Source organism: Lachnospira sp. (assembly GCF_016290755.1).
Taxonomy (GTDB): Bacteria; Bacillota; Clostridia; order Lachnospirales; family Lachnospiraceae; genus Lachnospira; species Lachnospira multipara.
The window spans coordinates 22665-45221 of sequence record NZ_JAEEVD010000015.1; the positions used below are offsets into that span (position 1 = coordinate 22665).

The window sequence follows — 22557 nt, forward strand, 5'->3', positions numbered from 1 at the left end:
TAGGTTTTTGCCTTAATCGGCAATCTTGTCGTTAACATAAACCATAGTTAACATACTAAATACATACGCCTGAATGCATCCTGAGAAGATATCAAAATATGCATGGAGTATTGATGGGTAAGCTACTGTGAATGGACCAAGTAAATCATAGATTAAGCCCATAAGTACTGTACCCGACATTACGTTACCAAATAGACGTAATGATAATGACAACGGAACTGCAAATTCACCAATTAAATTGATTGGGAATAAGAACCAAATTGGCTGGAACAATGCGCCAAAATGTCCTAACTTATTCTTCTTAATACCATTGAACTGTACTAAGACGAAAGTTATAAGACCAAGGCATAATGTTACGCCGTAGTCCGCTGTAGGCGGTCTCAGACCGAAAATTCCCGAAATATTTGATATGATAATAAAGATAAATAACGCAGAAATGTAATTCTTGAATCTGTAAGCATTGCTGCCCATGATTCCATCAACCATTCCGCCTAACATATCTACTATCATTTCGACAATATTCTGGAATGTTCCCGGTGTGTCCGTGGCATTAACTTTGTTGATCTTCACTCTAGCAATAATTGCCATAATGATGATGAAGACTGACACAATCAACATAGCTACGTGAGTTGAATCAATACCTAGTTCTACACCGCCTAGCTTAAAAGTGTAAAACGTCTGGATCATAAAGCTTGAATCACCAGCTACTGATGTGTTTAAACTTAAAGCGCCCACCTTCTCACCTTCCTTTTCTTTAAGATAGTAATTTATGAGTAAACGGCTCAATATAAGCCGCTACTTTCATTGAAAACATGCCAATAATGGCACAAACTGGGTTACCTGCGTGTAATAAAAAGAGTAGCAAAAAAACAGCTATCATTACCAGTAACCTAATAAGATAACCCAAGATATAAGATTTAGAGCCCTGTTCGTTGCCGTAAACTACTTTACGGATTACAAAACTCATATGAATGGATGAAAAAATAGCATAGAACACGCCAAAAGAAAGCCCAGAAACACAATATCCTTTGTTATCTGGAACTGCTATTAAGATGATGATTGCACCGATTACAAAATATAATCCTTCTACCAAAATCATTCCTGGTAGGCTTTCATTAACTTGCTTGATTCTTTCTAGCATCTATCTACCATCCTTACAATTTGTTTATTCGTCACGTTCATTCTTGTGTTCACGGTTGTAATTATCCAACTTCTCCTGAATAAGCGCTTCTTCATCTCTTTTCCGCTTAGCTTCTTCTTGCACTATCGTTGCTTTAACGAGAGCATAAGCGTTCCTTCCTCCTGCCGCTATACCTAGTATCGTTAATACTAGGGAAAAGAGATTCGTGTTAAATTTTCCATCTAGCCAAACACCCAGCGCGACGCACACGAAAAGTGGCACCATCACACAAATACTTATCTGGGATACTAGCACTATATTTCTTAATGCCTTACCTTTGTTCTCCATACCGTATATCCCTTCAAAACAGATAACAATATTTTACCATTTAATCAAGAAAATGTCTACATTTTGTTAATTTTGTATCAAATTTAATTCAATTATTCATTTGAATTTTGCATACATTATTGTTATAATTTGTTTAATATATAATTTATATCACATACATGGGGAGGTGATTAAATTGGCAACACTTTATAGAAAAAGACTTGTTCCTATGGAATGCGTAGAGCTTAAAGATGATGTTATTGTTTACCAGGATGCAGATAGAATCGTAACCGTATGGAATACGCTTAAGCCCAAGAAAGAATTCTCACATGGTATATCTTATTATGTAATGAACGAAGGCATTAAGGTCAGCAAGTTCTATAGAGATGATAATTCTCTTACCTATATATATGTGGATATAATCGACACAGAATATAATAAAGAAGAAGATAAGTTCATTTTTACTGATTTAATCGCAGATGTTATTGTTAATGAAGACGGTAATTATCGCGTAGTTGATTTAGACGAATTAGCAGATGCTTTCAAAAGCGACATAATTTCTAAGGACTATTTAGTAGCATCCCTGAATAGACTAAACAATCTACTGCTTTCAATATATAGCGGCAGCTTTAAGGAATATGTAAAATTTATTGAGCGTTTCGAGGCTAACATAAAAGTAATTTAAAAACAAAGGCTTTAATATCTCTAGAAATTCTAGGATACTAAAGCCTTTTATTATTATGATTATAATGTAAATGTAATCTCTCTCTGACTTTCGTGATACTTAACGATTTCAACACCTGCTGCCTTTAGCATTCTCTTTGATGCTATAACAGAAGCTGTATCTGCATACTTGTCGCAGTCGTAAACCACTGCCTTTATGCCAGATTGAATAATTGCCTTTGCACATTCATTACACGGAAAAAGTGTAACATATATCTTAGAACCATCTAAACTTCCACCGCGATAGTTAAGAATTGCATTTAACTCACTATGTGTTGTGTAAAGATACTTGTTCTCAAGAGGGTCGCCCTCTCTGCACCATGGAAATTCATCATCTGAACAACCAATTGGTAATCCGTTATATCCCATAGATAAAATCTTATTGTCCTGACTTACTATACAAGCTCCCACCTGAGTGTTAGGGTCCTTTGATCTAAAGGCCGATAGCTTAGCCACTCCCATAAAATATTCATCCCATGAAATATAGTCAGTTCTCTTCTGACTCATATAGTTACACCTCCCTTTATATAGTCTAAATTTCTAGTCTTCTAACATGCTAATTCTTCTAATGTGTCTTTCATCATTAGAGAATTTGCTTTCTAAAAATGTATCTGCGATTCTAAATGCTAATTCTGGTCCAAGTACTCTTGCACCCATACATAATACGTTAGCGTTGTTGTGCTCTCTTGTAGCCTGAGCTGAGAAGCAGTCACTACATAATGCAGCTCTGATGCCCTTTACCTTGTTTGCTGCAATGCTCATACCAATACCTGTACCGCAAAGTAAGATACCAAGTTCAGCTTCTGAAGATAAAACTGATTCGCAAACCTGCTTTGCATAAACTGGATAATCACAAGAATCCTTTGTATAAGTACCCTTATCGATTACTTCGTAGCCCTTCTTTTCTAAATGTGCTACTAACTGTTCCTTTAATTCGATTGCGCCGTGATCGCATCCAATTGCTAATTTCATACCAAAACTCCTTTAATTGTTATTAATTTGTCCTTTACCTTGTCTTTTGTTGTTACCATTAATTACGGGCGTTTTTAATGTGTCATCTTTATTAGCATCATCTAAAGAAGAATCCTCTTCTACTGATTCTTCCTCATCTGAGTTGCTATCTTTATCAATTAAATCCTTAGCGATTATGTCTACAAGCTCATATATTTGCTCAAAACATAAATTGTACTCATCCATCCCCTTGCCGTAAGGATTAATAATTTCTTTGTCTGGAAAACCAGCATACTCCGATAATGTATAAACATTTATCGCTTCATCAAATGTATCATAGATCTTCTGCTTCATGGCAGAATTCATTGTTAAAACTAAAGTATCATTTCCAAAATCCTTTGCATTAATCTCCTCTGAAGAATTATTAGGAATAATTACTTCGTGCTTAGCTGCTACTGCAACTGCCTTAGGATTATATGGTTCAGAAAATAAAACTACCATGCCTCGAGATTCAACCTTTAAGTCCGGCATTAAATTAGCCAAAATTGTTGCTGCCATGGGACTTCTACTGGTATTCTCTGAACAAACAAAAATTACTTTCTTGTATGCGCTCAAAACTAGCCACCCCCAATTCTAACAAATCGTCATCCTCTAATCAACTTTAACAAGTTTATGTCCTGCTGCCTTAATTAATCTATTCATAATAGCCTGTCCTACATCCGCTGAATCAAAGCTTTCTGAATAAACTACCTCAATTCCATCTTTATCAAAATCTCTTAAAACCTTATATAGGTTCTTTGCAATACTTAGTTCGTCTTCTCTGCTGCCAAGAACATAGACATGTTCATGACCATAACAAGACTTTGTCTCATCTGTTGCCATAACGGCTGTCTTTTTACCAAGCTCATCTGCCTTTTTTATTTCTTCATTAATATAGTCTACAACTTTTTTTGTATCGCCTTCAACTATAGTAATTTCTGCATTAGGTGCATAGTGCTTATATTTCATTCCAGGTGCCTTTGGCTTAACTCCAGGCTTAACCTCACCAACGATTGCTGGGTCAATTCTAACCTCGCCAATTACTTCCTCGAAATCCTTCTTTGTAATATAACCTGGTCTAAGAATTGTAGGAATCTCTTCACTTAAATCAATAATTGAAGATTCAAGTCCAATATCTACTGTGTCATCCTGAATTATCATATCAATTTTTCCAGATAAATCATTAATAACATGCTCAGCTCTTGTAGGACTTGGCTTTCCTGATGTATTGGCAGATGGTGCTGCTATATAAACTCCTGACTGAGCTATAAGTCTGTTGGCAACCTTGTGACTTGGCATTCTAATTGCCACTGTTTCAAGTCCACCAGTTGTTGCGCTTGGAACTATGTCCGATTTTTTCAAAATCATTGTCATTGGACCTGGCCAAAATTTCTTGGCAAGAGCTAGTGCCTTCTCTGGAACCTCAACTGATAACTTATAAAGTGCATCCAAATCAGCAATATGTACTATTAATGGGTTATCAGATGGTCGGCCCTTTGCTGCGTAAATCTTCTTTGATGCATTTGCATCAAGGGCATCTCCCCCTAAACCATAAACTGTCTCTGTTGGAAATGCTACTAAACCACCGTTATTTAGAATTTCCTTTGCCTCTTCGTATATTAAATTATCTTTCTTCTCATCTCCAGAAACCACTCTTATCCTTGTTTCCATGACGTCTCCTTACTTTTATCTATATCTAATTATTAAGATATTTATTTATTACAGTCCAAATATCGCTTGTCTCAAGTCCAAGCTTCCAGCTTGCAACGCCGGCAACGTCTGCCTCATCAATAACCTTCATCTTAGCCTCTATAGATAAAGCCTCTTCAAACCAAATATCAATTGTTGAACCATCTTTTTCGTAGCTAACCACATACTGTGAAACCTCATCATTCCAGAATGCAGAATAACCATCGCTTGTCATTTTGCTTATTGCTGCCTGCATACCTACAGCAGAGCTTGTTGTTGTGCCATTTGTAGTCTTCCAGATTCTTGTGAAAAATGGAACGCCAACGATAAGCTGACTATTATCAACATCTTCTAAAACCTCGTTAATTGCTTCAGTTACAAATGGAAGCGAAGCAACAGAGCCTGCCTCTGAGCCAGCATAGTGCTCATCGTAGGCCATAAGTATAACATAATCTACAAAAGATGACTGCTCCTTTAATCTATAACATGAATTATAGCTTTCTGGCTTATAATTATCAGTAGATAAAACCAGATTAGCCTTTTCACATTCAACGGATAATTCTCTTAAAAACTCCAAGAAATCTCTTGAATAGTTTGTGTTTACATTTTCAAAATCAAGATTAATTCCATCAAAGCCATAAGTACTTGCTCCTGAAATTAATGTATTAATCATCTTAGTTCTTGCAGCCTTACTCTTAAATAAAGTCTCAAAATCCACGCTTGTATCAAAGTCATCCACTAAGGCCCAAACTTTGATGCCTTTACTGTGCATACTTGTTACTAAATCGCTAGTTCCATCAAAGGATAAGGAACCATCTGATCCGGAAATTGAATACCAAGTTGGGGACAATACATTTACACCAGTTGCAGAAGCTAATAGGTTAGAAATGTTACTATTACCTGCAGTTCCCTCCACCTGGAACCAAGTTAAATTAATATCTGTATCAAAACTAATTGTAGTCTTGTCATCTTCATAGCTTGTGCTTCTAACATTGCTGTATTTATCAGTTACATCCTTAGTTCTAACGTAACCCTTAACGCCTGTTGGTGTAACTACTTCAAGCCAATCCTCTAATTCCTTAGTAACCACAAGGCGAGTTCCCTTTGAAACGCTTTCAACCACTTCGCTCTTAACGCCACCTCTATATCTAACGCTAATCTTAGACTTAGCATCTACGCAAGTTTCTTCATCATAACTTGTAGTAATCACAAGTCTATTAGGGTCACTAGCAATTACATAATCTAAATCTGTGTGGCTTGCAACATAATCCCAATTAAGATAAAGTGTATCGCCTTCCTTAACTAAAACTGTCACATCACTTGTATAAGCATTGCCCTCTTCGTCAGTATATTCGTTAGAATTCTCCTTAAAGGAATACATATGATGTGTATCAGAATAAATAACACAGCTTGTTTCCTTATCATAATAGAATCTTAAATTAATATCGCTCTCAACTAAATCCTGTCTAACATAGAGATTTCCATCAATGTAAACCCCCTGATTTGTATATTTCTCGCCATCAAGAATTACAAGTAATTCCTCTGACCCTTCCTGCATATCAAAATAATCATATGCACTCATCTTCTTACTAGTTGGCGCATACTTATATATATAAACGCACACCCCTAGAGCAATAATGCAAACTAAGGCAATTACTGCTGTCACTAAAAGCTTCTTCTTTTTCATAATTGAATTCCTTTTATTCATAACACTCTCCAAAAATTTTTATTAATGAACATGCTTTTTATTGTAACACTAGAGACTTAAAAAAGCCACCGACCATTATACACCTATATGCATTATTAGCAAACATCTATTAAGGTGCCCTAGTCAGTGGCTTTCTTTAATATATACGCAGAGGGACTATGTATATATTTGAAAATGTTATTTTGATTTTTTGCTTTGTCGTATTTCTAAAATTTTTCATTAGTTGTTAAACGACGAAATTGCTTTCCTTGTTTCTAATTTTCTTCTTATTATTTGTGATATATTTTTATGAATAAATTAGACCGTCTAGCCAGATTAAATTCTTTCCATCAATTATCTCCATATCAAAAATCTCTGGGATAATCTGAACATTTACGCCAAACTCCTTTGTAAGTTTAGCCTTTCTCTTCTTATTATAATCTCTTGTTAACATAGTCAAATCTTCCTCCTCATCTCTAAGTCTGATTCGTCTGATCCTTTCTGTCACTTCCCTTAATTTATAGGGACTAAGAGAGCCTAATAAAAATCTTTTCTCGCAGCTAAAGTAAAACTTCAGTGCCTCTCTATAATTCTTATCATTTACACTAATATCCAAAATTGCGCAGTCATAAGAATTTACTATTTCACCTAAATAGGCATTGTTATTGCATGCATAGTAATGAATTCCGTTAAAATTAATTCCTTGAAATCTCCTTAATTCCTTATAAGACTTATCTCTTAAATCAAATAATTTGTTACTAGTATAAGTATTAGCGTAATCCTTTAGGCCTTCGTAATCATTTTCATTATTAAAGCTTATAAGAGCTACCTTTAAGCCCAGCCCATTTCTTAAATAATTAGCTAGGGCAAAGGCTAAGTGAGTTGTACCCACGGCTCTTGATAGACCTAAAAGTCCTATACTCATTTTTCCTAATCTCTTCTTATTAGATTTAAAATGTCTCATAAATTCAATTTTTCTTTTCTTAGAATTTCTTTTTAAACTTATCAAAATTAGTTTTTAAAAATTCATAAAGGCTGCTGCCCTTAAAAATTTTCTTCCTACCTTTCCAATAAAATTCATTAAAATGCTCCTCCCTAAAGCCTGCAAGAGTCTCATCTAAAATTTTATAATCCTCTTTATAATTATAGATACAAGGAATTCGATAAATTTCCCTCCTATCCATTAATCGTATGCACTCATAAAAGTCTTTGGCACTAAGTAGATTCATGAAAACTAGCGTCTCCTCTGGCACATTTTTTAGAGATAAAATTTCTTCAAAAAGAGCCGGACCTCCGCTAAGCACTAAACACTCAATCAAAGTGACGTCCTCAAACCCTGTTAGTTCCTTACGTTTTTGACTGATGTAGTTCTCGCTTCTGCCGCTAAAATCCACAATCTTTACCCTTGCGTCATCATTAACCTCTATGAAATTGTTATAATTTGGAATTACATTAAAGCCTTCAAGCTCTAGAGAACCATCTTTGCTAAGAACACCCTTTAGGCCTTCCGTTCTTAGGTGGTTATTAGTTGATTGGTCAATAAGACTCACCCTTGTAAACTGCCCCATCCACTTAGCTAGACTTAAGCAAATGTGCGTCACTCCGATGCCTGGTCTCATTCCCCTGACAAAAATTATTTTGGACGTTTCCTTCGTAACCTCTAATTCCTCTAATATGGCAGTTAAAGCCCTTTTTAAGTTTGCTACACTTTTGTATCTTTGACTTTTTTCGTGCTTTGTCGCTTTTTTAATTATTTCCTTAAACCTGTCATCTTTTGTTTGTTTTTTCTGACACATATAGGCTAGGACCTGTCCTAGGCCATAAATATCCGACTGGATAGTTGCTGTTTCATCTAAATATTGCTCTGGTGCTGCAAAAGTTGGACTACCCGTATTCACCTTCGTTTCAATATTCTTGCTTACAACACTTCCAAGATCTATCAACCAAAGTTCGTCATTATTATCAATCATTATATTATCTGGTTTAAGATCCATGTGAAGAAGATTTGCTGTGTCATGCATATATTCCAGTATATTGCACAAATTAATCATTATCTTAGCAATTTCTTTATCCCTTAAACTTTTCTCATCTAAAAATTTCGATAAAGTCATCGCCTCAACATATTCTTTAATAATAACTATTTCGTTGTCATCTTCTTCAATATCAATTATTCTTGGAATATTAGGATGTCTAAGATTCTTAATTAGATTGACCTTTGTGAAAATGTTATCTCCATCTCCATTGGTCTTAGAAATAAATTTCGCAATTCGTAAACAATCAAAATTCTTATGTCTTATTATACATACTCTAGATTGCTTAGTTCTTGCAAGCTCGCATATTAGCTCATACTTACTATCTTCTATAAGGCATTACCTCCCTTTAGTGGTGAAGTACGAGTAACATCCTTGGGTATATTACTAGAAATATATTTATTTGTCAATCGCAGATTTATACTTTTTTTATTTTCAAAAGCAAAATTTAATTCCCACATGAGCTCCAAATCCTTTACATAACAAATAAAAATGAGTATTATTAACATAAGGATAAAGCATTTTTTTATTTTGCCGATAACAATATAAGAATGAAAAATATTGTTAGCTAAATTTTTAATTTACACTAACGTTTAATCTAACATCTATATGGGTGTTTAAGAATGTGAGGTGCCATATGAAAATAGAGAAGATTAATGATAACCAAATTAGATGCACACTTAACAAATCAGACCTTGCATCAAGACAATTAAAAATTAGTGAATTAGCTTATGGAAGTGAAAAAGCGAGAGAACTCTTTCGTGATATGATGAGACAAGCTAACTATGAACTAGGTTTTGAAGCAGAAGATTTACCTCTTATGATTGAGGCTATTCCTGTTTCAGCTGAATGCATAGTTTTGATTATAACTAAGGTTGATAATCCTGAGGAATTAGATACTAGATTTTCAAGATTCTCAGACAGCGATGAATCAGAGGATTTTGAAGACTATGATTATAATGACTTCGATGACGATTCAGATGATGACGAGGACGAAGATATAGTTCCTGGTAAGCTTTCAGATGAGTTAGATTCCGTTGAAAATCTTGATAGTGAGATCCAAGATTTAGGCAATGATTTAATGAACATCTTTAGCCAGGTTAAAGATTACCTTAACAAGAAGAAGATTTCACCTAACAGTGATAGCTTTGTTCCTCTTAGTCAGTCAATATCTAATGCTAATGGAACTAATAAATCCGCTAAGGATAATAAAGACAATAAAGACTCAATTATTAAGGACAATACAGCAGATGTTTCTACTTTAACACCACCAGTTGTTGTAAGAGTATTCTCTTTTAACACTCTTGATGATGCCACAGATGCAGCCCTAATAATTAACCCAATATATTCAGACGATAGTACTTTCTTTAAGGACACAAAGGATAATCACTATTATCTTGCAATTACAAGAAAGAACACATCCTCTGTAAACTTTAATAAAATATGCAATATCCTTTCTGAATACGGCAAGAAAGAAACAATGGATGTTTCCACTGTAGATTACTTCAAGGAACATCAGGAGGTTTTAATCAAGAAACACGCCGTTCAGATTTTAACAACAATTTAAGATCTACAATTTAATAAAACAATAAAATAAGAGTAGTAAGAAATTAACCTGCAAAGCTAATAATTCTTACTACTCTTTTTATTTTGCATTAAGCTTAACAAAGTGATGCTAAATATGTACGAATCTCTTCCATTAAATCATCACAATCAAGGCCGTGAACTTCTGCTGCTTCCTCAATTGTCTCACCGATTGAAGATGGGCAACCTATACAGTGCATACCTGCACCAAGTAAAATAGGAATAATTCCTGGTTCCATCTGAATTGCGTCGCCGATTCTTGTATCCTTAGTAATTCTCTTCATAATCTATCTTTACCTTTCTTTTTCTGATTTTGAAAATGTATCTAAACAGTTTTTATATTAACTAGCTTAATTCTCCTTGTCAAGCTAGTAAATCTTAAAGAAATCTAAAGGAAATGCTTAAAATTATTTGTACAGTTAGTATATTCTTACTATAGTTTGTTATATAGTTGTATTGTTTTCTAAGCCAGTATTTATGCAATCTTTTAGTTCAATAAGTTAACATATGAAGACTTATTCATGTGTTAAATTGAGTAACTATGCGGGTTTGCTTGATTTTTGATAATTTTTATCGTATAATAAAGTATCTTTTTAAGGAGGTATTTTAACATGGCATATGTAATTAATGATGATTGTATTAGTTGCGGCGCTTGTGCTGCAGGATGTCCAGTAGAGGCTATTAGCGAAGGTGCTAACCACTACGAAATCAACGCAGATCTTTGCATCGAGTGTGGCGCTTGTGCAGGTGTCTGTCCTGTTGGTGCTCCTAACCCACAGTAGTTTTTACTAAGAGTTTTGGATGCATCTTTAATATTTATCTAATACGTATTAAAGTAAAGACCCGAGCTATGCTCGGGTCTTTTTTATCTTTTTCATTCTTTTATTTTGTCTTTTGGGTCGTTTCATTGCTCATTTTCAATCAAGCATTCTAACGCTCATCTTTAAGCAAATCTGCAAATCTTGTCTGCTCTGGTAACCAAGCCATCTTAACAGTACCAATAGGACCGTTACGCTGCTTAGCAATAATAATTTCAGCTACACCAGGGAATTCAGTATCCTTGTTGTAGTAATCATCTCTATAAAGGAACATAACAACATCGGCATCCTGCTCGATGGCACCAGATTCTCTCAAATCCGAAAGCATCGGTCTATGGTCTGGTCTTTGTTCTACCGCTCTTGATAACTGAGAAAGTGTAACAACTGGTACATTTAATTCTCTGGCAAGAGCCTTTAATGATCTAGAAATATCTGAAATTTCCTGCTGTCTTGATTCAGTCTTACCATTACCACTCATTAACTGAAGGTAATCGATAATAATAAGTCCAAGATTGTGCTCTAACTTATATTTTCTACATTTTGAACGCAATTCTGAAATTGAAATATTAGGAGTATCATCAATGATTAAGTGTGACTTTGCAATGCTATCAGCACCTTCAATTAACTTACCCCAATCTCCGGAATCTAGATTTCCTCGTCTAATCTTATCCGCATCAACTGTAGATTCAAGAGATAACATTCTGTTTACCAACTGCACATCCGACATTTCCAAAGAAAAGATTGCTGTTGTAACGCCCTCTTTAATTGCCACGTGCTCTGCTACATTTAATACAAAGGCAGTCTTACCCATAGAAGGTCTCGCCGCAACCAAGATAAAATCTGATGGTTGCATACCTGATAAGTATCTATCCAAATCCTTAAAACCTGTAGGCACACCAGTTACGCTACCTCTATTCTTAGCCGCCTCTGAAATTCTATCAAGGGCCTCAAGTACAACCTTATCAATGCTTGTGTACTCGTGATCCCCCTTATTCTTAACTAAGTCGAATATTCTTTTTTCTGTTTCTGCTAAAATGTCTTCAGTCTTGTCATTTCCTGCATAACAGTCATTGGCAATGCCCTCTGTTGTTCTAATTACACTTCTAAGTAGGGCCTTGTCCTTTACGATACCTGCATAGTGTCTAATATTAGCCGATGTTGGTACCGATGCAATTAAATTACGAATGAAATCCAAATCGTAAACCTGAGGTGGGGCATCCTTTTCCTTAAGGCGCTCCTGTAGAGTTACGATATCAACTGGTTTTCCTTCATTATTCATATCAACTATGGTCTGGAACATAATTCCATAATTACCATAATAAAAATCTTCTTGAGTTAATTGCTCACTAGCCGTTAAAATCGCTTGTCTATCAAGCATCATAGATCCAACAACAGAAGCCTCCGCCTCAATACTGCTAGGCATTTGCCTAGTAACTATTGCCTCATCCATTATCTAATCCTCTTTACTATAATTTCTACTTTTCAACAACCTTCACTGTAAGTTTTGCGCTAACATCCTTGTGAAGCTTAACTGTAATAATATGACTTCCCAATGTCTTAATAGGCTCATCGAGTTTCATTTTCTTCTTGTCAATTTCAAGACCAAGCTGTTTTTTAGCTGCCTCTGCAACTTCCTTAGTTGAGATTGTGCCAAATGTCTTTCCGCCTTCACCTGTCTTCATTGAAACTGTAACTGTTGACTCTTCTACTTTCTTTGCTAACTCCTTAGCAGCTGCTAATTCTTCAGCAGCTTCCTTCTCAGCTCTCTTATTAGCAAGCTTTAAGTCATTTAAATTCTGTGCTGTAGCTTCTATACCAAGCTTTTTAGGTAATACAAAATTTCTTGCATAACCGTCATTAATCTTTACAATCTGTCCCTTTTTTCCTAATGTCTTAACGTCTTCTAAAAGTATTACTTCCATGTCTACACTTCTCCTTCTTCTATCATACTATCTAGAGTCTGCTTAATCATTTCAACCGCTTCGTCTGTTGTTACATTTTCAAGCTGAGCACCTGCCACGCTCATGTGACCGCCACCGCCTAGCTTTTCCATAACAAGCTGAACGTTGATTTCATCAATAGAACGAGCTGAAATGAAAATCTTTCCTTCATAAGGTGTAATAACAAAAGAACCTTTAATACCATTAATATCTAATAAATCATTAGCAGCCTTAGCGCCACCAATTGTAGGACTTTCAAGTCCATCACCATTAAATACTGTAATAGCAAATGCATCTTTATATACTTCTGACCTACTAACAGCCTCTGCCACTGCCTTGTATTCATCCATATCATTACGTAACATTTTACGAACTCTTGTTACATCTGCACCATTTCTACGTAAGAAAGCTGCTGCCTCAAAGGTTCTTGGGCCGGACTTGTTATTAAATCCGTCCGTATCAATATTAATACCTGCATACATAGCATCCGCCTCAAAGGCCTTTAATTTAATGCTATCATCCACGTATTGAATCATTTCTGCAATCATTTCACATGCTGAAGAAGCATATGGGTCAATGTATGAAAGAACCGCACCAGTAATAGTGTCGTTAGTTCTTCTATGATGATCAAAGTTAATAATTGTCTTACACTTAGTTAAAAGTTCCGGACACTCAGTTCTTTGAGGTCTGTTAACATCAACTACCACAACTACTGTATTAGAATTTACATAATCCGGCGCCTCATCCTTTGTAAGGAACATATCTGCTGGATAATCGTCGTTGTTCTTAAATCTGTTAATGAAAGGTCTAACTGAACTTGTAACCTCGCCATAAACAATATGAGCGTCCTTGCCCATCTTCTTAGCAATTATGTAGATACCAAGTGCTGAGCCAAATGCATCAATATCTGGAATTGTATGACCCATAACCAAGACTCTCTCATTAGTCTCTAAAATCTGTCTTAAGGCATGTGCCATAACTCTAACCTTAACTCTAGCGTTCTTTTCCATCTGCTGACTCTTACCGCCAAAGTAGTGAATCTTCTCATTATCCTTAACGACGGCCTGATCCCCACCTCTACCAAGAGCAAGATCCATTGCAGCCTTTGCCATATCAAAATTCTTAGAGTAATCAGATGCGCCTGTACCAACACCAATTGATAATGTAAGTGTCATTTCATTACCAATCTTAACACCCTTAATATCCTCTAAAATGCTGAACTTATCCGCTAATAGCTTCTCTAGATACTTATATCTAAATACCACTAAATACTTATCCTTCTCCATCTTTCTAACAATAGCAGCTCCCGGAGAAAAATACTTATTAACTCTCTTATCAATAAGTCCAATAAAAAGAGATCTTCTAACATCATCAATTGCCTCAAGAGCATCCTCGTAGTTATCGATGTAAACCAAACCAACTACGAATCTTTCATCTCTTAATTTCTGAATATACATGTTAATATCAGTCTCATCAAACATGTACATAGCAATCAGACTAGCATTATAATTTCTCTCTAAAATGTTAGTCCCTTCCACAATCTTATCTGCGCTAATTCTGTGTAACTCAACCCTGTAATTTCTCTCATTTAACACCACTGGAACATCTGTCGATTCTCCAATTTCTGGGAAAATGTTATACTTAATTTCAGGTATAACGCTAGATATATTCTTATTAAAATCCTTACTTTTATTAAGGCACAACTGCATCTCTTCATTAAGCCATAAAACTTGTCCATTATTATCAAGTAAAGCATAAGGAATACTCAACTTGTTAAAAAGTAATCTCTGTACCTGAGAATAATTTGAGGCAAACTCAATTAAGTCATGGGCAATTCTTGGACGTAAGTAAAGAAGCATTATTCCGCATACCACAAGATAAATTACTAGGAAAATGCTTACAATAATTCCTGCCTGGCTAGATATAAAATATATACCAATATTAACCACTGCTAAGATGATTAATAGTACAGTTGGCCATATAAATAAACTATTCAATTGTCCTGTCGGATTTAACGACATCTTCTTTTTGTTAAACATTTATATCACCATACATAGATTATCTCTATGCCCAAGTCCAAAATTTAGCAAGCTTAAACATATGTCTATGCCCACCATATTATCCTCACCATTATAACATATATGCTATTCTTTTTTCATCTTGTCATATATATTTTTTACTTCTCTTGCTATATCATTAATTGACATTTCACTTGAATCAAAGAAGTATTCATAGCTCTCTTTACTAGCCCATTTACGCTTAGTGTGAGATTCATAGTAAGCTCTTCTTTGCTTATCTCTCTTCTTTATAAGCTTGCTAGCCTGGTCATCATCAAAGTCAAAATATGATTTAACTCTTTCAATTCTCTGCTCCATAGGCGCATCAATAAATACACTTAATACATTAATTTCTGGCAAATATCCATCCTTTTCCTCTAGTACAAAATCCGCACATCTACCAATAATTACTGCATCCGATTTATTAGCAATATTCTTTATAACATCACTTTGAAGCTTAAAAAGAACATCCTCCATTGGCTCACCCTTAGGAGCATACTGATTTCCAGCAAAATTTCCTTCAAATAAAAATGGATTTGACTTCTTCTCATCAAATTTTTCCATATCCTTCTTATCTAGCTCACCCCTTTTTGCAGCTAGATTAATAAGTTCATTATTGTAGTAAGGAATCTGTAGCGCTGTTGCAAGTAGTTCCCCAACTACATGTCCGCCACTACCAAACTTTCTGCCAATAGTAATCACAACTCTCTTTTCCATCCTGTTACCTCCTAAAATACATATTATATTCTAGACTCACACATCTCTTTAAATATATTATATCACTAAAATAAATTCTGTCATTATTTATAACATTAATAGTTTGGCAATAAAAAAAAACAACCACCGAATACTCGGTGGTTGTTAAATTTAAGTGATAAATCACAAATTATTCTACAGTGTATGGTAAAAGAGCTACGTGTCTTGCTCTCTTAACAGCTACTGTTAAAGCTCTCTGATGCTTTGCACAGTTACCTGTAATTCTTCTAGGAAGGATCTTTCCTCTTTCAGAAATATACTTTCTTAAAAGAGCTACATCCTTATAATCTAATACCTTATTAGCGTCAGCACAAAAAGCACAAACTTTCTTTCTTCTACGCATAGGTCTTCTTCTCATCTGACCTTCAGATCTCTCAGCCTTCTTCTCTGGCATGGTAAGCTACCTCCTATCTTAGTTGAAAGGCAAGCCCTCATCCTCAACGCCATCTGGGATATTCATAAATCCGTCTCCAGCTTCCTGACTAGGCTGCTGTCTTGATGGTGTATAAGCTGCTCCTGAATAGTCTGCACCATTAGAAGCGGCTGCTGACTTGCTTTCCGCAAATTCTTGTTCTTCTACAATTACATCAGTAGTATAAACTTTCTGACCATCTTTATTAGTATAGCTACCTGTCTGGATTCTTCCAGTTACAACTATCTTAGTTCCCTGATGTAAATACTTCTCAGCGAACTCAGCTGACTTACCAAATGTTACACACTGAATAAAGTCTGCTGTTGGTTGATCATCACTATTATTTCTAGATCTTCTTCTGTCTACTGCTAATGTATATCTCGCATGCGCACTTGAACTATCACCGTTAGAATATCTAACATCTGGATCTCTAGTCAATCTGCCCATTAAAATTACTTTGTTCATAATTGCCTCCTCTACAAGGTTATAAGCAATAATAAACGTCGTTAATTACTCGCCATCCTTAACGATTAAGAATCTGAGTACGTTTTCAACAATACGAAGTCTGTTTTCGATTTCAGCTGGAGCAGAAGCTTCTGCTTCGAACTTAATGAATGAATAGAAACCTTCGTTCATATGCTGAATTTCGTATGCAAGCTTCTTCTTCTCGCTAGTACCTGGATCAGTAATTGTACCACCGAAACGAGTGATTAACTCTGTAACCTTCTCGATAGTAGCTGTTCTTACTTCCTCTTCGACGTTCGCGCTTACAACTAATGCTAACTCATACTTATTCATCTACGTCGCACCTCCTTTTGGTCTTTAGGTCCCTTCTACTGCGAAGGAACAAGGATAAAAATATATCACAGATAAAGATAATATCATAAGGAGAAATTTAAATCAAGCCCTTTTAATTTTTTTTACACTCTTTTGCAAAACAGACCTCTTAATTTCAATCTCATGTCCGCATCCTAAGCAAGACAATTTGATTTCCGCTCCCGTTTTAATTACCTTCCAATCCTTAGAACCACAAGGATGTTGCTTTTTCATTTCAACAATATCATTAGTCTCTAATTTTAAAATTGCCTCCATTAGAGCACCTCTTTAAAAAATTATAATAAGTGTTTAAATACCTCACCTAAGGCATCATTAATTAGTAAATCCGCCTTGGAATCATAAGGAGTCTTTGATTTATTAATTAAAACCATCTTGTTACCCCTATATTCATTTACAAAACCCGCTGCCGGATAAACTCCAAGAGAAGTTCCTCCTATTATAAGAACATCTGCATTTCTTATTAAATCCACAGCCTTGTAAATATCATCCTCATTAAGGCCTTCCTCATAAAGTACCACGTCAGGCTTTATCACCCCGCCACAGCTACACTTCGGAATATCCTTACTTTTGAAAATGTATTCCATATCGTAAAACTTGTGACATTTCGTACAGTAATTTCTATGCACAGAACCGTGAAGCTCCACTACATTTTTACTGCCCGCCATCTGATGAAGTCCATCAATATTTTGTGTAATAACACCCTTTAGTTTTCCCATTTTTTCAAGCTTTGCCAAAGCTAAATGTGTTGTGCTTGGCTTTGCCTCTGGAAACAACATTTTCTCTCTATAAAATTCATAAAAGACATCTGGGTGTCTTAAGTAAAATGAATGACTAATAATTTCTTCTGGCGATAAGCCGTTATATTTGCTCATATAAAGGCCATCTGCCCCACGGAAGTCCGGAATTCCACTTTCAGTCGAAACTCCCGCTCCGCCAAAGAAAACTATGTTGTCGCTGTCCTTAACTAAATTTAAGAACTCATCAATATTACTCATTTAAAATCACTCCTAAAATATTACAGCCTAAAGCCTCTAATTTCTCTGTATAGTCCTCGGCCTCATCCTCACTAAATTGATTCTCATCCACCATAAGCACCGCAGCACTACTGTACTTTGCTGCGGTTCCACTGATATCCGAATCCACAAGCACTAAATCATAAACCTTGCTATAAGAATCAATTAAACCCTTCATGATCATCTCATTATCAGTGTTTAAGGAATCCCCATCAATATTTCCTGTGAAAATGATATCGAAACCTTCTTTGTTAGTATGGCAAACAATATTGCCTGCCTTATCCACGTCTCTTAAAAAATCCATAACCCCAGCTATATTCTTTCCTAGCTTGTATTTTCCCACAAATACGTCACTAGAAATATCTGCATCTATAAAGAGCACTTTCTTTCCCATAAGATGTACACAATACGCAAGTTTGAAGGCTCCCATTCCTCCAGTTACAACTGAAAATGTTTTCTCTCCATTTAATTCCTTCACAACATTTTCTGCCAAATCCTTGTAAGTATCCATCTCAGCTGAAGATACGTCGATTAACTTATCAATATTTACACTAAACATACTCTTGTCCCCTTACTCTAGCCTAAATCATCAATAAACGTTTCTACATACTAAATATTCAATTTTCCCTACCTGGTCTCTTATTTTTAGCAACCTTAAGCCTCTAAAAAACTTTATCTCATCAAGCTTTAGCCTCTTAAAAGCCTCTACTTCTTAACTCTGCCAAAAATCTTTAGCTTTTTCTTCTTTACCTCCACTTTCTCTTCTGTCTTAGTTTCAACTTCCTTACTCTCAGCAACCTCATCCTCATTAGCAGCAACCTCTGCTAACTTTGGCTCCTCTTTAGTTTCTGTCTTGGCAGTTTCAACCACAGACTCTTCAGCCTTCTCAGCCTTCTCAGCTATCTCAACCTCTTCAGTCTTAGCTTCTTCTGTCTTAATCTCTGCTTCAACTACAGCCTCATCAACCTTAGCCTCTGTTTCTGCTACAGTCTCTTCAACCTTAGCCTCTGTTTCTGCTGCTTCTTTTTCTTTATTACTCTTTGAAATATATTCGTCAAATTCAACGATTGCGTCGTTTGATACATTTGGCGCAATATAATCATTTTCAAATCTCTTATTAGAACTCTTCTTAGACTTTGCACCATATTCTCTTTCATAATCGTAGTATTCGTCTTCGATTTCAGGTCTCTTTCTGAAAGCTAAATAGAAGAATAATACTAACATTTCTAATGCAAATGTAACTAAAGCTACAAGTGCTGTTAATCTTATAGTCTTAAGCATTAAGTTTGGCTTAAAGCTATCCCCTGTGCTTGTTCCTTCAGATAAAATCTGAATAGATTCTACAGGAATAATTGTAGTTGTCTTAACTGCTGTTGCAGCGATTGCATCAACGTAAGTCTTAGCTGTGTTCTGATCTGGATTAACAATAACTAATTCAATAATATTTGAATTAGCCACTGAATTAACAGTTAAATACTTCTCAAGATTTTCAGAAGTACCAGCTAAATTCTTTGCAGCTGATAAAACAACGTCACTGTTAAGAACAATAGAAAAATCGTCCTTAAGTCCTCCATTTTCTGCACGTAATGTTGCCTCGTTAGCCTCTCCTGGAACAACGTATAATTGTGCCACAGACCTGTACATATCCTTAATTGTATTGTACTCATACAAATAGCTTCCCACGCCTCCAAGGATTGTAACTAACAACAAAACTAAAATTCCTCTTGCAAATTTTCTCATAATTTCCACCCCTTCTAGAAATTTCTGTCTCTAATTTTTGTCTTATTTTGCCATAAAGCTATTTAATTGTATTATTTATATTATTACTATAACACTTTTTTCCTAAAAAGCAGAGTGGAAATTTCCACTCTGCCAAATTTTTTAGTTATATAACTTTTCTGGATAGTCACCAGCTTCAATTAACTTCTTAATAGACTCAACTACAACTGGCTTGTCTTCCTTATATGTAACACCAAACCACTTGTCCTTTGTCTCAAGAACAGCTACATCAGCCTTATTAGACTTGATTAACTGATCAACGATAGATGGAAGTAAATATTCGCTCTTAATATCCCCTTCCTTAAGACCTGATAAGAAATCCTTAAATCCTTCTTCAAGTTCATCTAAGAAATCAGCTGTGAATCCCCACATATTCATTGAAACGTGTGACTGTGGATCAACATCAACGATTGCACCATTCTTCTCAGCCTGAGCACCTGTTGCTGTCTTAACGATTCCGCCTGTTTCATCAACACCAACTAACTGCTCCTTATCATTTACAACGCAAATACCACGAGTAACAGCGCCGTTATCTGATAATGTATTACCTAAAATAAATCCTGCCATACAGAAGTCATACTTACCTGTAGCTGGACGATCTGCAACTAAATAGTCATGGATAAGCTTAAATGCTGTCTTTCCATAATAATCATCTGCATTAATTACTAAAAATGGATCTTTAACTGTACCCTTACATGCTAAAATTGCCTGGCCTGTTCCCCAAGGCTTTGTTCTATCAGCTGGTGCTGTAAAACCTGCAGGTACATCTTCGATTTCCTGGAAAACATATTCAACTGGAATAACCTTCTCAATACGGTTACCAATTACTTCCTTAAATGTCTCTAATAAATCCTTTCTAGTAACGAAAACCACTTTATTGAAACCTGCCTCAATAGCGTCATAGATAGAATAATCCATGATTATTTCTCCGTTTGGTCCCATTGGCTCTAACTGCTTAATACCTCCGCCAAAACGGCTACCCATTCCTGCCGCCATAATAACAAGTGTTGTCGACTTCATAACACATCCTCCATAAATTAAAACTTATATATAAAAACAGAGCAACATTCCTACAGACTTGTTCTGAATTTATCCTTAAAATTTTATGATTTACCTCATTAATACCACATTAATAAATCCTAAAACTCTTTCTCCATCTACTCTTCTGGATAATAATACCATCTAATTGCTGTGATTTCACCATCGTTATTCATATCGAATGTCAACTGAGCAAAATCGTCCTCAATATCAGCATATTCACTCTTATAAGTATCTCCAAAGCAAGTAAATGTGACCATGTATTCTTCTGCTGTTTCTAAAGATGTATATCCTGTATAATCTATGATTCCATATTCCAAAATGCCTTCAATAGAATCAGATTCTAAAGTATCTATTGTAGAATCACCATATAAATAATTACCAAGAACTGTATCACCATCTAATGTATAGTAATTATTCTTATAATCCTGATCTCTATAATACTTATCTAAGATATCTTCTAACTTATCTCCTACCTTAAGTCCTCTTGAAAATGTATTCTCTTCACTTAAGGATGCAATAGCTGTTAATTTGTAGTTACCCTCTTCGCTAAGATTCTCAACCGCATGATTCTCATCATCAAGCTTCATAAAAATCAAAGTTAATTCATTATATGAATAAACTTTCTCGTAATACTCATCAGTTGCTGCATCTGAGTTAGAATCAGTTGAACTTGATCCTGTAGAACTAGAAGCAGATGAACTTGAACTACTAGAACCGCTAGCATTATTAGAGCTACCAGAATTACTATTGTTACTTGAATTGCTCGATCCACTAGAACTCGATTTATCTGAACTAGTTGTACCTTCTGATTTATTAGTCTTCTCAGCCATCTCAGAAGAATCGATTATAGTAACAGGTTCGCCTAAAATACTCTTAACTTCATCCTCAGTCATAAACAATTTAATATTATCCATAACTAGATCAGTATAGCTAAACTTCTCAGCAGTACTAGCTTCTACTGTTTCATGTTCTTTTGTTTCCTCTGTTACTTCTTCACTAACTATTGTAGCTTCTTTCTTGCCATTGCAAGCTGTAAGACTAAAAATTGTTGCAGTTAGTGTTGTCATTATAGCTGTTAATTTTATTATCTTTTTCATAATAATCCCCATAATTTCACTATTGCTAAATCTTTTGTATTATAACACAATAGCAGCTAAATTGCACTATATTGATTTGTCAATTGAGTAAATAATTGGGGTGATTTTAACTTAGAGATTGGTAAAAAAAAAGAGCTTTAATCAAAATGATTAAAGCTCAGAGGCGACAACCAGATTCGAACTGGTGATCAGGGTGTTGCAGACCCACGCCTTACCACTTGGCTATGTCGCCAAACATACCAAACATATGCAAATAAGTGACGCCAAGGGGATTTGAACCCCTGATACCACCGTGAAAGGGTGGTGTCTTAACCGCTTGACCATGGCGCCTTATTAGTTTTGATAAGAACCAATGGTCAGAACCACTTATTCTTATAGCTCCCCGAGTAGGGCTCGAACCTACAACAACTCGGTTAACAGCCGAGTGCTCTACCATTGAGCTATCGAGGAATATTATCTTATCGATAATGCCTGAAAGATTGCTCTTTCAAAACTGCACATTAAATATATCATCCGTTTGATTATCCTTAAAGAATAACCCTCGTTTTGTTCAGTGATTTCTCACTCTCTATCCAAACCTTAACCTTTACTTGGTTAAGCCCTCGACCTATTAGTACAAATCAGCTCCACATGTCACCACGCTTCCACCTTTTGCCT

The 22557-nt window shown here is 35.5% G+C and carries 27 protein-coding genes and 3 tRNA genes; 3 read left to right on the top strand and 27 right to left on the bottom strand.

Annotated elements, in window-relative coordinates; translation table 11 throughout:
• Positions 1–12: 12 nt before the first annotated feature.
• The 3 genes from atpB to QVA17_RS05545 all read right to left on the bottom strand — a co-directional run bounded on the left by atpB (position 13) and on the right by QVA17_RS05545 (position 1468).
• Positions 13–687: a F0F1 ATP synthase subunit A gene (gene atpB / locus QVA17_RS05535; RefSeq protein WP_051195372.1), complete on the bottom strand. Its 675-nt coding sequence runs from the start codon at positions 685–687 to the stop codon at positions 13–15.
• A gap of 67 nt (positions 688–754) precedes the next feature.
• On the bottom strand, positions 755–1141 hold the full coding sequence (locus QVA17_RS05540; protein ID WP_027430993.1) for a hypothetical protein: 387 nt from the start codon (positions 1139–1141) through the stop codon (positions 755–757).
• Between the two features lie 24 nt (positions 1142–1165).
• The gene (locus QVA17_RS05545) at positions 1166–1468 is read right to left on the bottom strand and encodes an AtpZ/AtpI family protein (protein WP_027430994.1); all 303 of its coding nucleotides are present in this window, start codon (positions 1466–1468) and stop codon (positions 1166–1168) included.
• Positions 1469–1643: 175 nt separating this feature from the next.
• Between QVA17_RS05545 and QVA17_RS05550 the strand changes: the two genes are divergently transcribed.
• Positions 1644–2132, top strand: coding sequence for a DUF402 domain-containing protein (locus tag QVA17_RS05550; protein WP_034245594.1), 489 nt, complete (start codon positions 1644–1646; stop codon positions 2130–2132).
• Between the two features lie 59 nt (positions 2133–2191).
• Here the strand turns inward: QVA17_RS05550 and QVA17_RS05555 are convergent, their stop codons facing one another.
• From QVA17_RS05555 to QVA17_RS05585, 7 genes are all read right to left on the bottom strand, one after another.
• Positions 2192–2677: a deoxycytidylate deaminase gene (locus QVA17_RS05555; RefSeq protein ID WP_287386983.1), complete on the bottom strand. Its 486-nt coding sequence runs from the start codon at positions 2675–2677 to the stop codon at positions 2192–2194.
• Positions 2678–2710: 33 nt separating this feature from the next.
• The gene (gene rpiB, locus QVA17_RS05560; protein ID WP_287386984.1) at positions 2711–3142 is read right to left on the bottom strand and encodes a ribose 5-phosphate isomerase B; all 432 of its coding nucleotides are present in this window, start codon (positions 3140–3142) and stop codon (positions 2711–2713) included.
• 12 nt (positions 3143–3154) lie between these two features.
• Entirely contained in the window at positions 3155–3736 is a 582-nt protein-coding gene (locus QVA17_RS05565; protein ID WP_242826354.1) for an arsenate reductase/protein-tyrosine-phosphatase family protein, read from the bottom strand.
• A 36-nt stretch (positions 3737–3772) separates the two neighbouring features.
• Positions 3773–4831 (bottom strand): L-threonylcarbamoyladenylate synthase, encoded by a 1059-nt coding sequence (locus QVA17_RS05570; protein ID WP_027430998.1) that lies wholly within the window; start codon positions 4829–4831, stop codon positions 3773–3775.
• Positions 4832–4856: 25 nt separating this feature from the next.
• Positions 4857–6557 (bottom strand): glycosyl hydrolase family 18 protein, encoded by a 1701-nt coding sequence (locus QVA17_RS05575; RefSeq protein ID WP_051195368.1) that lies wholly within the window; start codon positions 6555–6557, stop codon positions 4857–4859.
• 286 nt (positions 6558–6843) lie between these two features.
• Positions 6844–7461 carry a hypothetical protein gene (locus tag QVA17_RS05580; RefSeq protein WP_027431000.1) on the bottom strand — a complete coding sequence of 206 codons (618 nt, stop codon included), beginning with the start codon at positions 7459–7461 and terminating at the stop codon, positions 6844–6846.
• 58 nt (positions 7462–7519) lie between these two features.
• Positions 7520–8899: a serine/threonine-protein kinase gene (locus QVA17_RS05585; protein WP_103952279.1), complete on the bottom strand. Its 1380-nt coding sequence runs from the start codon at positions 8897–8899 to the stop codon at positions 7520–7522.
• Positions 8900–9203: 304 nt separating this feature from the next.
• On the opposite strand from QVA17_RS05585, the gene QVA17_RS05590 reads away from it, so the two are divergent.
• A complete protein-coding gene (locus QVA17_RS05590; protein WP_287386987.1) occupies positions 9204–10133 on the top strand; it encodes an adaptor protein MecA in 930 nt (309 codons plus the stop codon).
• A gap of 94 nt (positions 10134–10227) precedes the next feature.
• Here QVA17_RS05590 and QVA17_RS05595 read toward each other — a convergent pair whose 3' ends face one another.
• Positions 10228–10434: a DUF1858 domain-containing protein gene (locus QVA17_RS05595; protein ID WP_027431003.1), complete on the bottom strand. Its 207-nt coding sequence runs from the start codon at positions 10432–10434 to the stop codon at positions 10228–10230.
• A gap of 327 nt (positions 10435–10761) precedes the next feature.
• Here QVA17_RS05595 and QVA17_RS05600 point away from each other — a divergent pair, with 327 nt between their 5' ends.
• On the top strand, positions 10762–10932 hold the full coding sequence (locus QVA17_RS05600; RefSeq protein WP_287386988.1) for a DUF362 domain-containing protein: 171 nt from the start codon (positions 10762–10764) through the stop codon (positions 10930–10932).
• Positions 10933–11080: 148 nt separating this feature from the next.
• Here QVA17_RS05600 and dnaB read toward each other — a convergent pair whose 3' ends face one another.
• From dnaB to QVA17_RS05680, 16 genes are all read right to left on the bottom strand, one after another.
• Positions 11081–12418: a replicative DNA helicase gene (gene dnaB, locus QVA17_RS05605; RefSeq protein WP_027431005.1), complete on the bottom strand. Its 1338-nt coding sequence runs from the start codon at positions 12416–12418 to the stop codon at positions 11081–11083.
• 25 nt (positions 12419–12443) lie between these two features.
• On the bottom strand, positions 12444–12890 hold the full coding sequence (rplI, locus tag QVA17_RS05610) for a 50S ribosomal protein L9 (RefSeq protein WP_287386990.1): 447 nt from the start codon (positions 12888–12890) through the stop codon (positions 12444–12446).
• A gap of 2 nt (positions 12891–12892) precedes the next feature.
• Complete coding sequence (locus tag QVA17_RS05615) at positions 12893–14947, bottom strand: DHH family phosphoesterase (RefSeq protein WP_287386991.1); 2055 nt, start codon at positions 14945–14947, stop codon at positions 12893–12895.
• A gap of 105 nt (positions 14948–15052) precedes the next feature.
• Positions 15053–15682, bottom strand: coding sequence for a cytidylate kinase-like family protein (locus tag QVA17_RS05620; protein WP_034245598.1), 630 nt, complete (start codon positions 15680–15682; stop codon positions 15053–15055).
• Between the two features lie 169 nt (positions 15683–15851).
• A complete protein-coding gene (rpsR, locus tag QVA17_RS05625) occupies positions 15852–16115 on the bottom strand; it encodes a 30S ribosomal protein S18 (protein ID WP_027431009.1) in 264 nt (87 codons plus the stop codon).
• Between the two features lie 18 nt (positions 16116–16133).
• Positions 16134–16598, bottom strand: a complete 465-nt coding sequence (locus QVA17_RS05630; protein WP_027431010.1) for a single-stranded DNA-binding protein — start codon at positions 16596–16598, stop codon at positions 16134–16136.
• A gap of 45 nt (positions 16599–16643) precedes the next feature.
• Positions 16644–16931, bottom strand: coding sequence for a 30S ribosomal protein S6 (gene rpsF, locus QVA17_RS05635; RefSeq protein WP_027431011.1), 288 nt, complete (start codon positions 16929–16931; stop codon positions 16644–16646).
• 102 nt (positions 16932–17033) lie between these two features.
• Positions 17034–17225 (bottom strand): DUF951 domain-containing protein, encoded by a 192-nt coding sequence (locus QVA17_RS05640; RefSeq protein ID WP_103952276.1) that lies wholly within the window; start codon positions 17223–17225, stop codon positions 17034–17036.
• A gap of 20 nt (positions 17226–17245) precedes the next feature.
• The gene (locus QVA17_RS05645; RefSeq protein WP_287386993.1) at positions 17246–17965 is read right to left on the bottom strand and encodes an NAD-dependent protein deacylase; all 720 of its coding nucleotides are present in this window, start codon (positions 17963–17965) and stop codon (positions 17246–17248) included.
• The gene (locus QVA17_RS05650) at positions 17958–18542 is read right to left on the bottom strand and encodes a hypothetical protein (protein WP_287386995.1); all 585 of its coding nucleotides are present in this window, start codon (positions 18540–18542) and stop codon (positions 17958–17960) included. Before QVA17_RS05650 ends, QVA17_RS05645 begins: the two co-directional genes overlap by 8 nt.
• 146 nt (positions 18543–18688) lie before the next feature.
• Positions 18689–19723 carry a hypothetical protein gene (locus QVA17_RS05655; RefSeq protein WP_287386997.1) on the bottom strand — a complete coding sequence of 345 codons (1035 nt, stop codon included), beginning with the start codon at positions 19721–19723 and terminating at the stop codon, positions 18689–18691.
• 141 nt (positions 19724–19864) lie between these two features.
• Complete coding sequence (locus QVA17_RS05660) at positions 19865–20782, bottom strand: nucleotidyltransferase family protein (protein ID WP_027431016.1); 918 nt, start codon at positions 20780–20782, stop codon at positions 19865–19867.
• Positions 20783–20919: 137 nt separating this feature from the next.
• Positions 20920–21900, bottom strand: a complete 981-nt coding sequence (locus QVA17_RS05665; RefSeq protein WP_287386998.1) for a hypothetical protein — start codon at positions 21898–21900, stop codon at positions 20920–20922.
• 161 nt (positions 21901–22061) lie between these two features.
• Positions 22062–22132 (bottom strand) — tRNA-Cys (locus tag QVA17_RS05670).
• 26 nt (positions 22133–22158) lie between these two features.
• Positions 22159–22230: transfer RNA gene (locus QVA17_RS05675), tRNA-Glu, on the bottom strand.
• A 48-nt stretch (positions 22231–22278) separates the two neighbouring features.
• Positions 22279–22350: transfer RNA gene (locus QVA17_RS05680), tRNA-Asn, on the bottom strand.
• Positions 22351–22557: the final 207 nt, after the last annotated feature.

Excerpts from the sequence above, each read along its gene's own strand:
- atpB (WP_051195372.1), bottom strand. The coding sequence starts at position 687 with ATGATCCAGACGTTTTACACTTTTAAGCTAGGCGGTGTAGAACTAGGT.
- QVA17_RS05540 (WP_027430993.1), bottom strand. The coding sequence starts at position 1,141 with ATGCTAGAAAGAATCAAGCAAGTTAATGAAAGCCTACCAGGAATGATT.
- QVA17_RS05545 (WP_027430994.1), bottom strand. The coding sequence starts at position 1,468 with ATGGAGAACAAAGGTAAGGCATTAAGAAATATAGTGCTAGTATCCCAG.
- QVA17_RS05555 (WP_287386983.1), bottom strand. The coding sequence starts at position 2,677 with ATGAGTCAGAAGAGAACTGACTATATTTCATGGGATGAATATTTTATG.
- rpiB (WP_287386984.1), bottom strand. The coding sequence starts at position 3,142 with ATGAAATTAGCAATTGGATGCGATCACGGCGCAATCGAATTAAAGGAA.
- QVA17_RS05570 (WP_027430998.1), bottom strand. The coding sequence starts at position 4,831 with ATGGAAACAAGGATAAGAGTGGTTTCTGGAGATGAGAAGAAAGATAAT.
- QVA17_RS05575 (WP_051195368.1), bottom strand. The coding sequence starts at position 6,557 with ATGAATAAAAGGAATTCAATTATGAAAAAGAAGAAGCTTTTAGTGACA.
- QVA17_RS05580 (WP_027431000.1), bottom strand. The coding sequence starts at position 7,461 with ATGAGTATAGGACTTTTAGGTCTATCAAGAGCCGTGGGTACAACTCAC.
- QVA17_RS05590 (WP_287386987.1), top strand. The coding sequence starts at position 9,204 with ATGAAAATAGAGAAGATTAATGATAACCAAATTAGATGCACACTTAAC.
- QVA17_RS05595 (WP_027431003.1), bottom strand. The coding sequence starts at position 10,434 with ATGAAGAGAATTACTAAGGATACAAGAATCGGCGACGCAATTCAGATG.
- QVA17_RS05600 (WP_287386988.1), top strand. The coding sequence starts at position 10,762 with ATGGCATATGTAATTAATGATGATTGTATTAGTTGCGGCGCTTGTGCT.
- dnaB (WP_027431005.1), bottom strand. The coding sequence starts at position 12,418 with ATGGATGAGGCAATAGTTACTAGGCAAATGCCTAGCAGTATTGAGGCG.
- rplI (WP_287386990.1), bottom strand. The coding sequence starts at position 12,890 with ATGGAAGTAATACTTTTAGAAGACGTTAAGACATTAGGAAAAAAGGGA.
- QVA17_RS05615 (WP_287386991.1), bottom strand. The coding sequence starts at position 14,947 with ATGTTTAACAAAAAGAAGATGTCGTTAAATCCGACAGGACAATTGAAT.
- QVA17_RS05620 (WP_034245598.1), bottom strand. The coding sequence starts at position 15,682 with ATGGAAAAGAGAGTTGTGATTACTATTGGCAGAAAGTTTGGTAGTGGC.
- rpsR (WP_027431009.1), bottom strand. The coding sequence starts at position 16,115 with ATGCCAGAGAAGAAGGCTGAGAGATCTGAAGGTCAGATGAGAAGAAGA.
- QVA17_RS05630 (WP_027431010.1), bottom strand. The coding sequence starts at position 16,598 with ATGAACAAAGTAATTTTAATGGGCAGATTGACTAGAGATCCAGATGTT.
- rpsF (WP_027431011.1), bottom strand. The coding sequence starts at position 16,931 with ATGAATAAGTATGAGTTAGCATTAGTTGTAAGCGCGAACGTCGAAGAG.
- QVA17_RS05640 (WP_103952276.1), bottom strand. The coding sequence starts at position 17,225 with ATGGAGGCAATTTTAAAATTAGAGACTAATGATATTGTTGAAATGAAA.
- QVA17_RS05645 (WP_287386993.1), bottom strand. The coding sequence starts at position 17,965 with ATGAGTAATATTGATGAGTTCTTAAATTTAGTTAAGGACAGCGACAAC.
- QVA17_RS05650 (WP_287386995.1), bottom strand. The coding sequence starts at position 18,542 with ATGTTTAGTGTAAATATTGATAAGTTAATCGACGTATCTTCAGCTGAG.
- QVA17_RS05655 (WP_287386997.1), bottom strand. The coding sequence starts at position 19,723 with ATGAGAAAATTTGCAAGAGGAATTTTAGTTTTGTTGTTAGTTACAATC.
- QVA17_RS05660 (WP_027431016.1), bottom strand. The coding sequence starts at position 20,782 with ATGAAGTCGACAACACTTGTTATTATGGCGGCAGGAATGGGTAGCCGT.
- QVA17_RS05665 (WP_287386998.1), bottom strand. The coding sequence starts at position 21,900 with ATGAAAAAGATAATAAAATTAACAGCTATAATGACAACACTAACTGCA.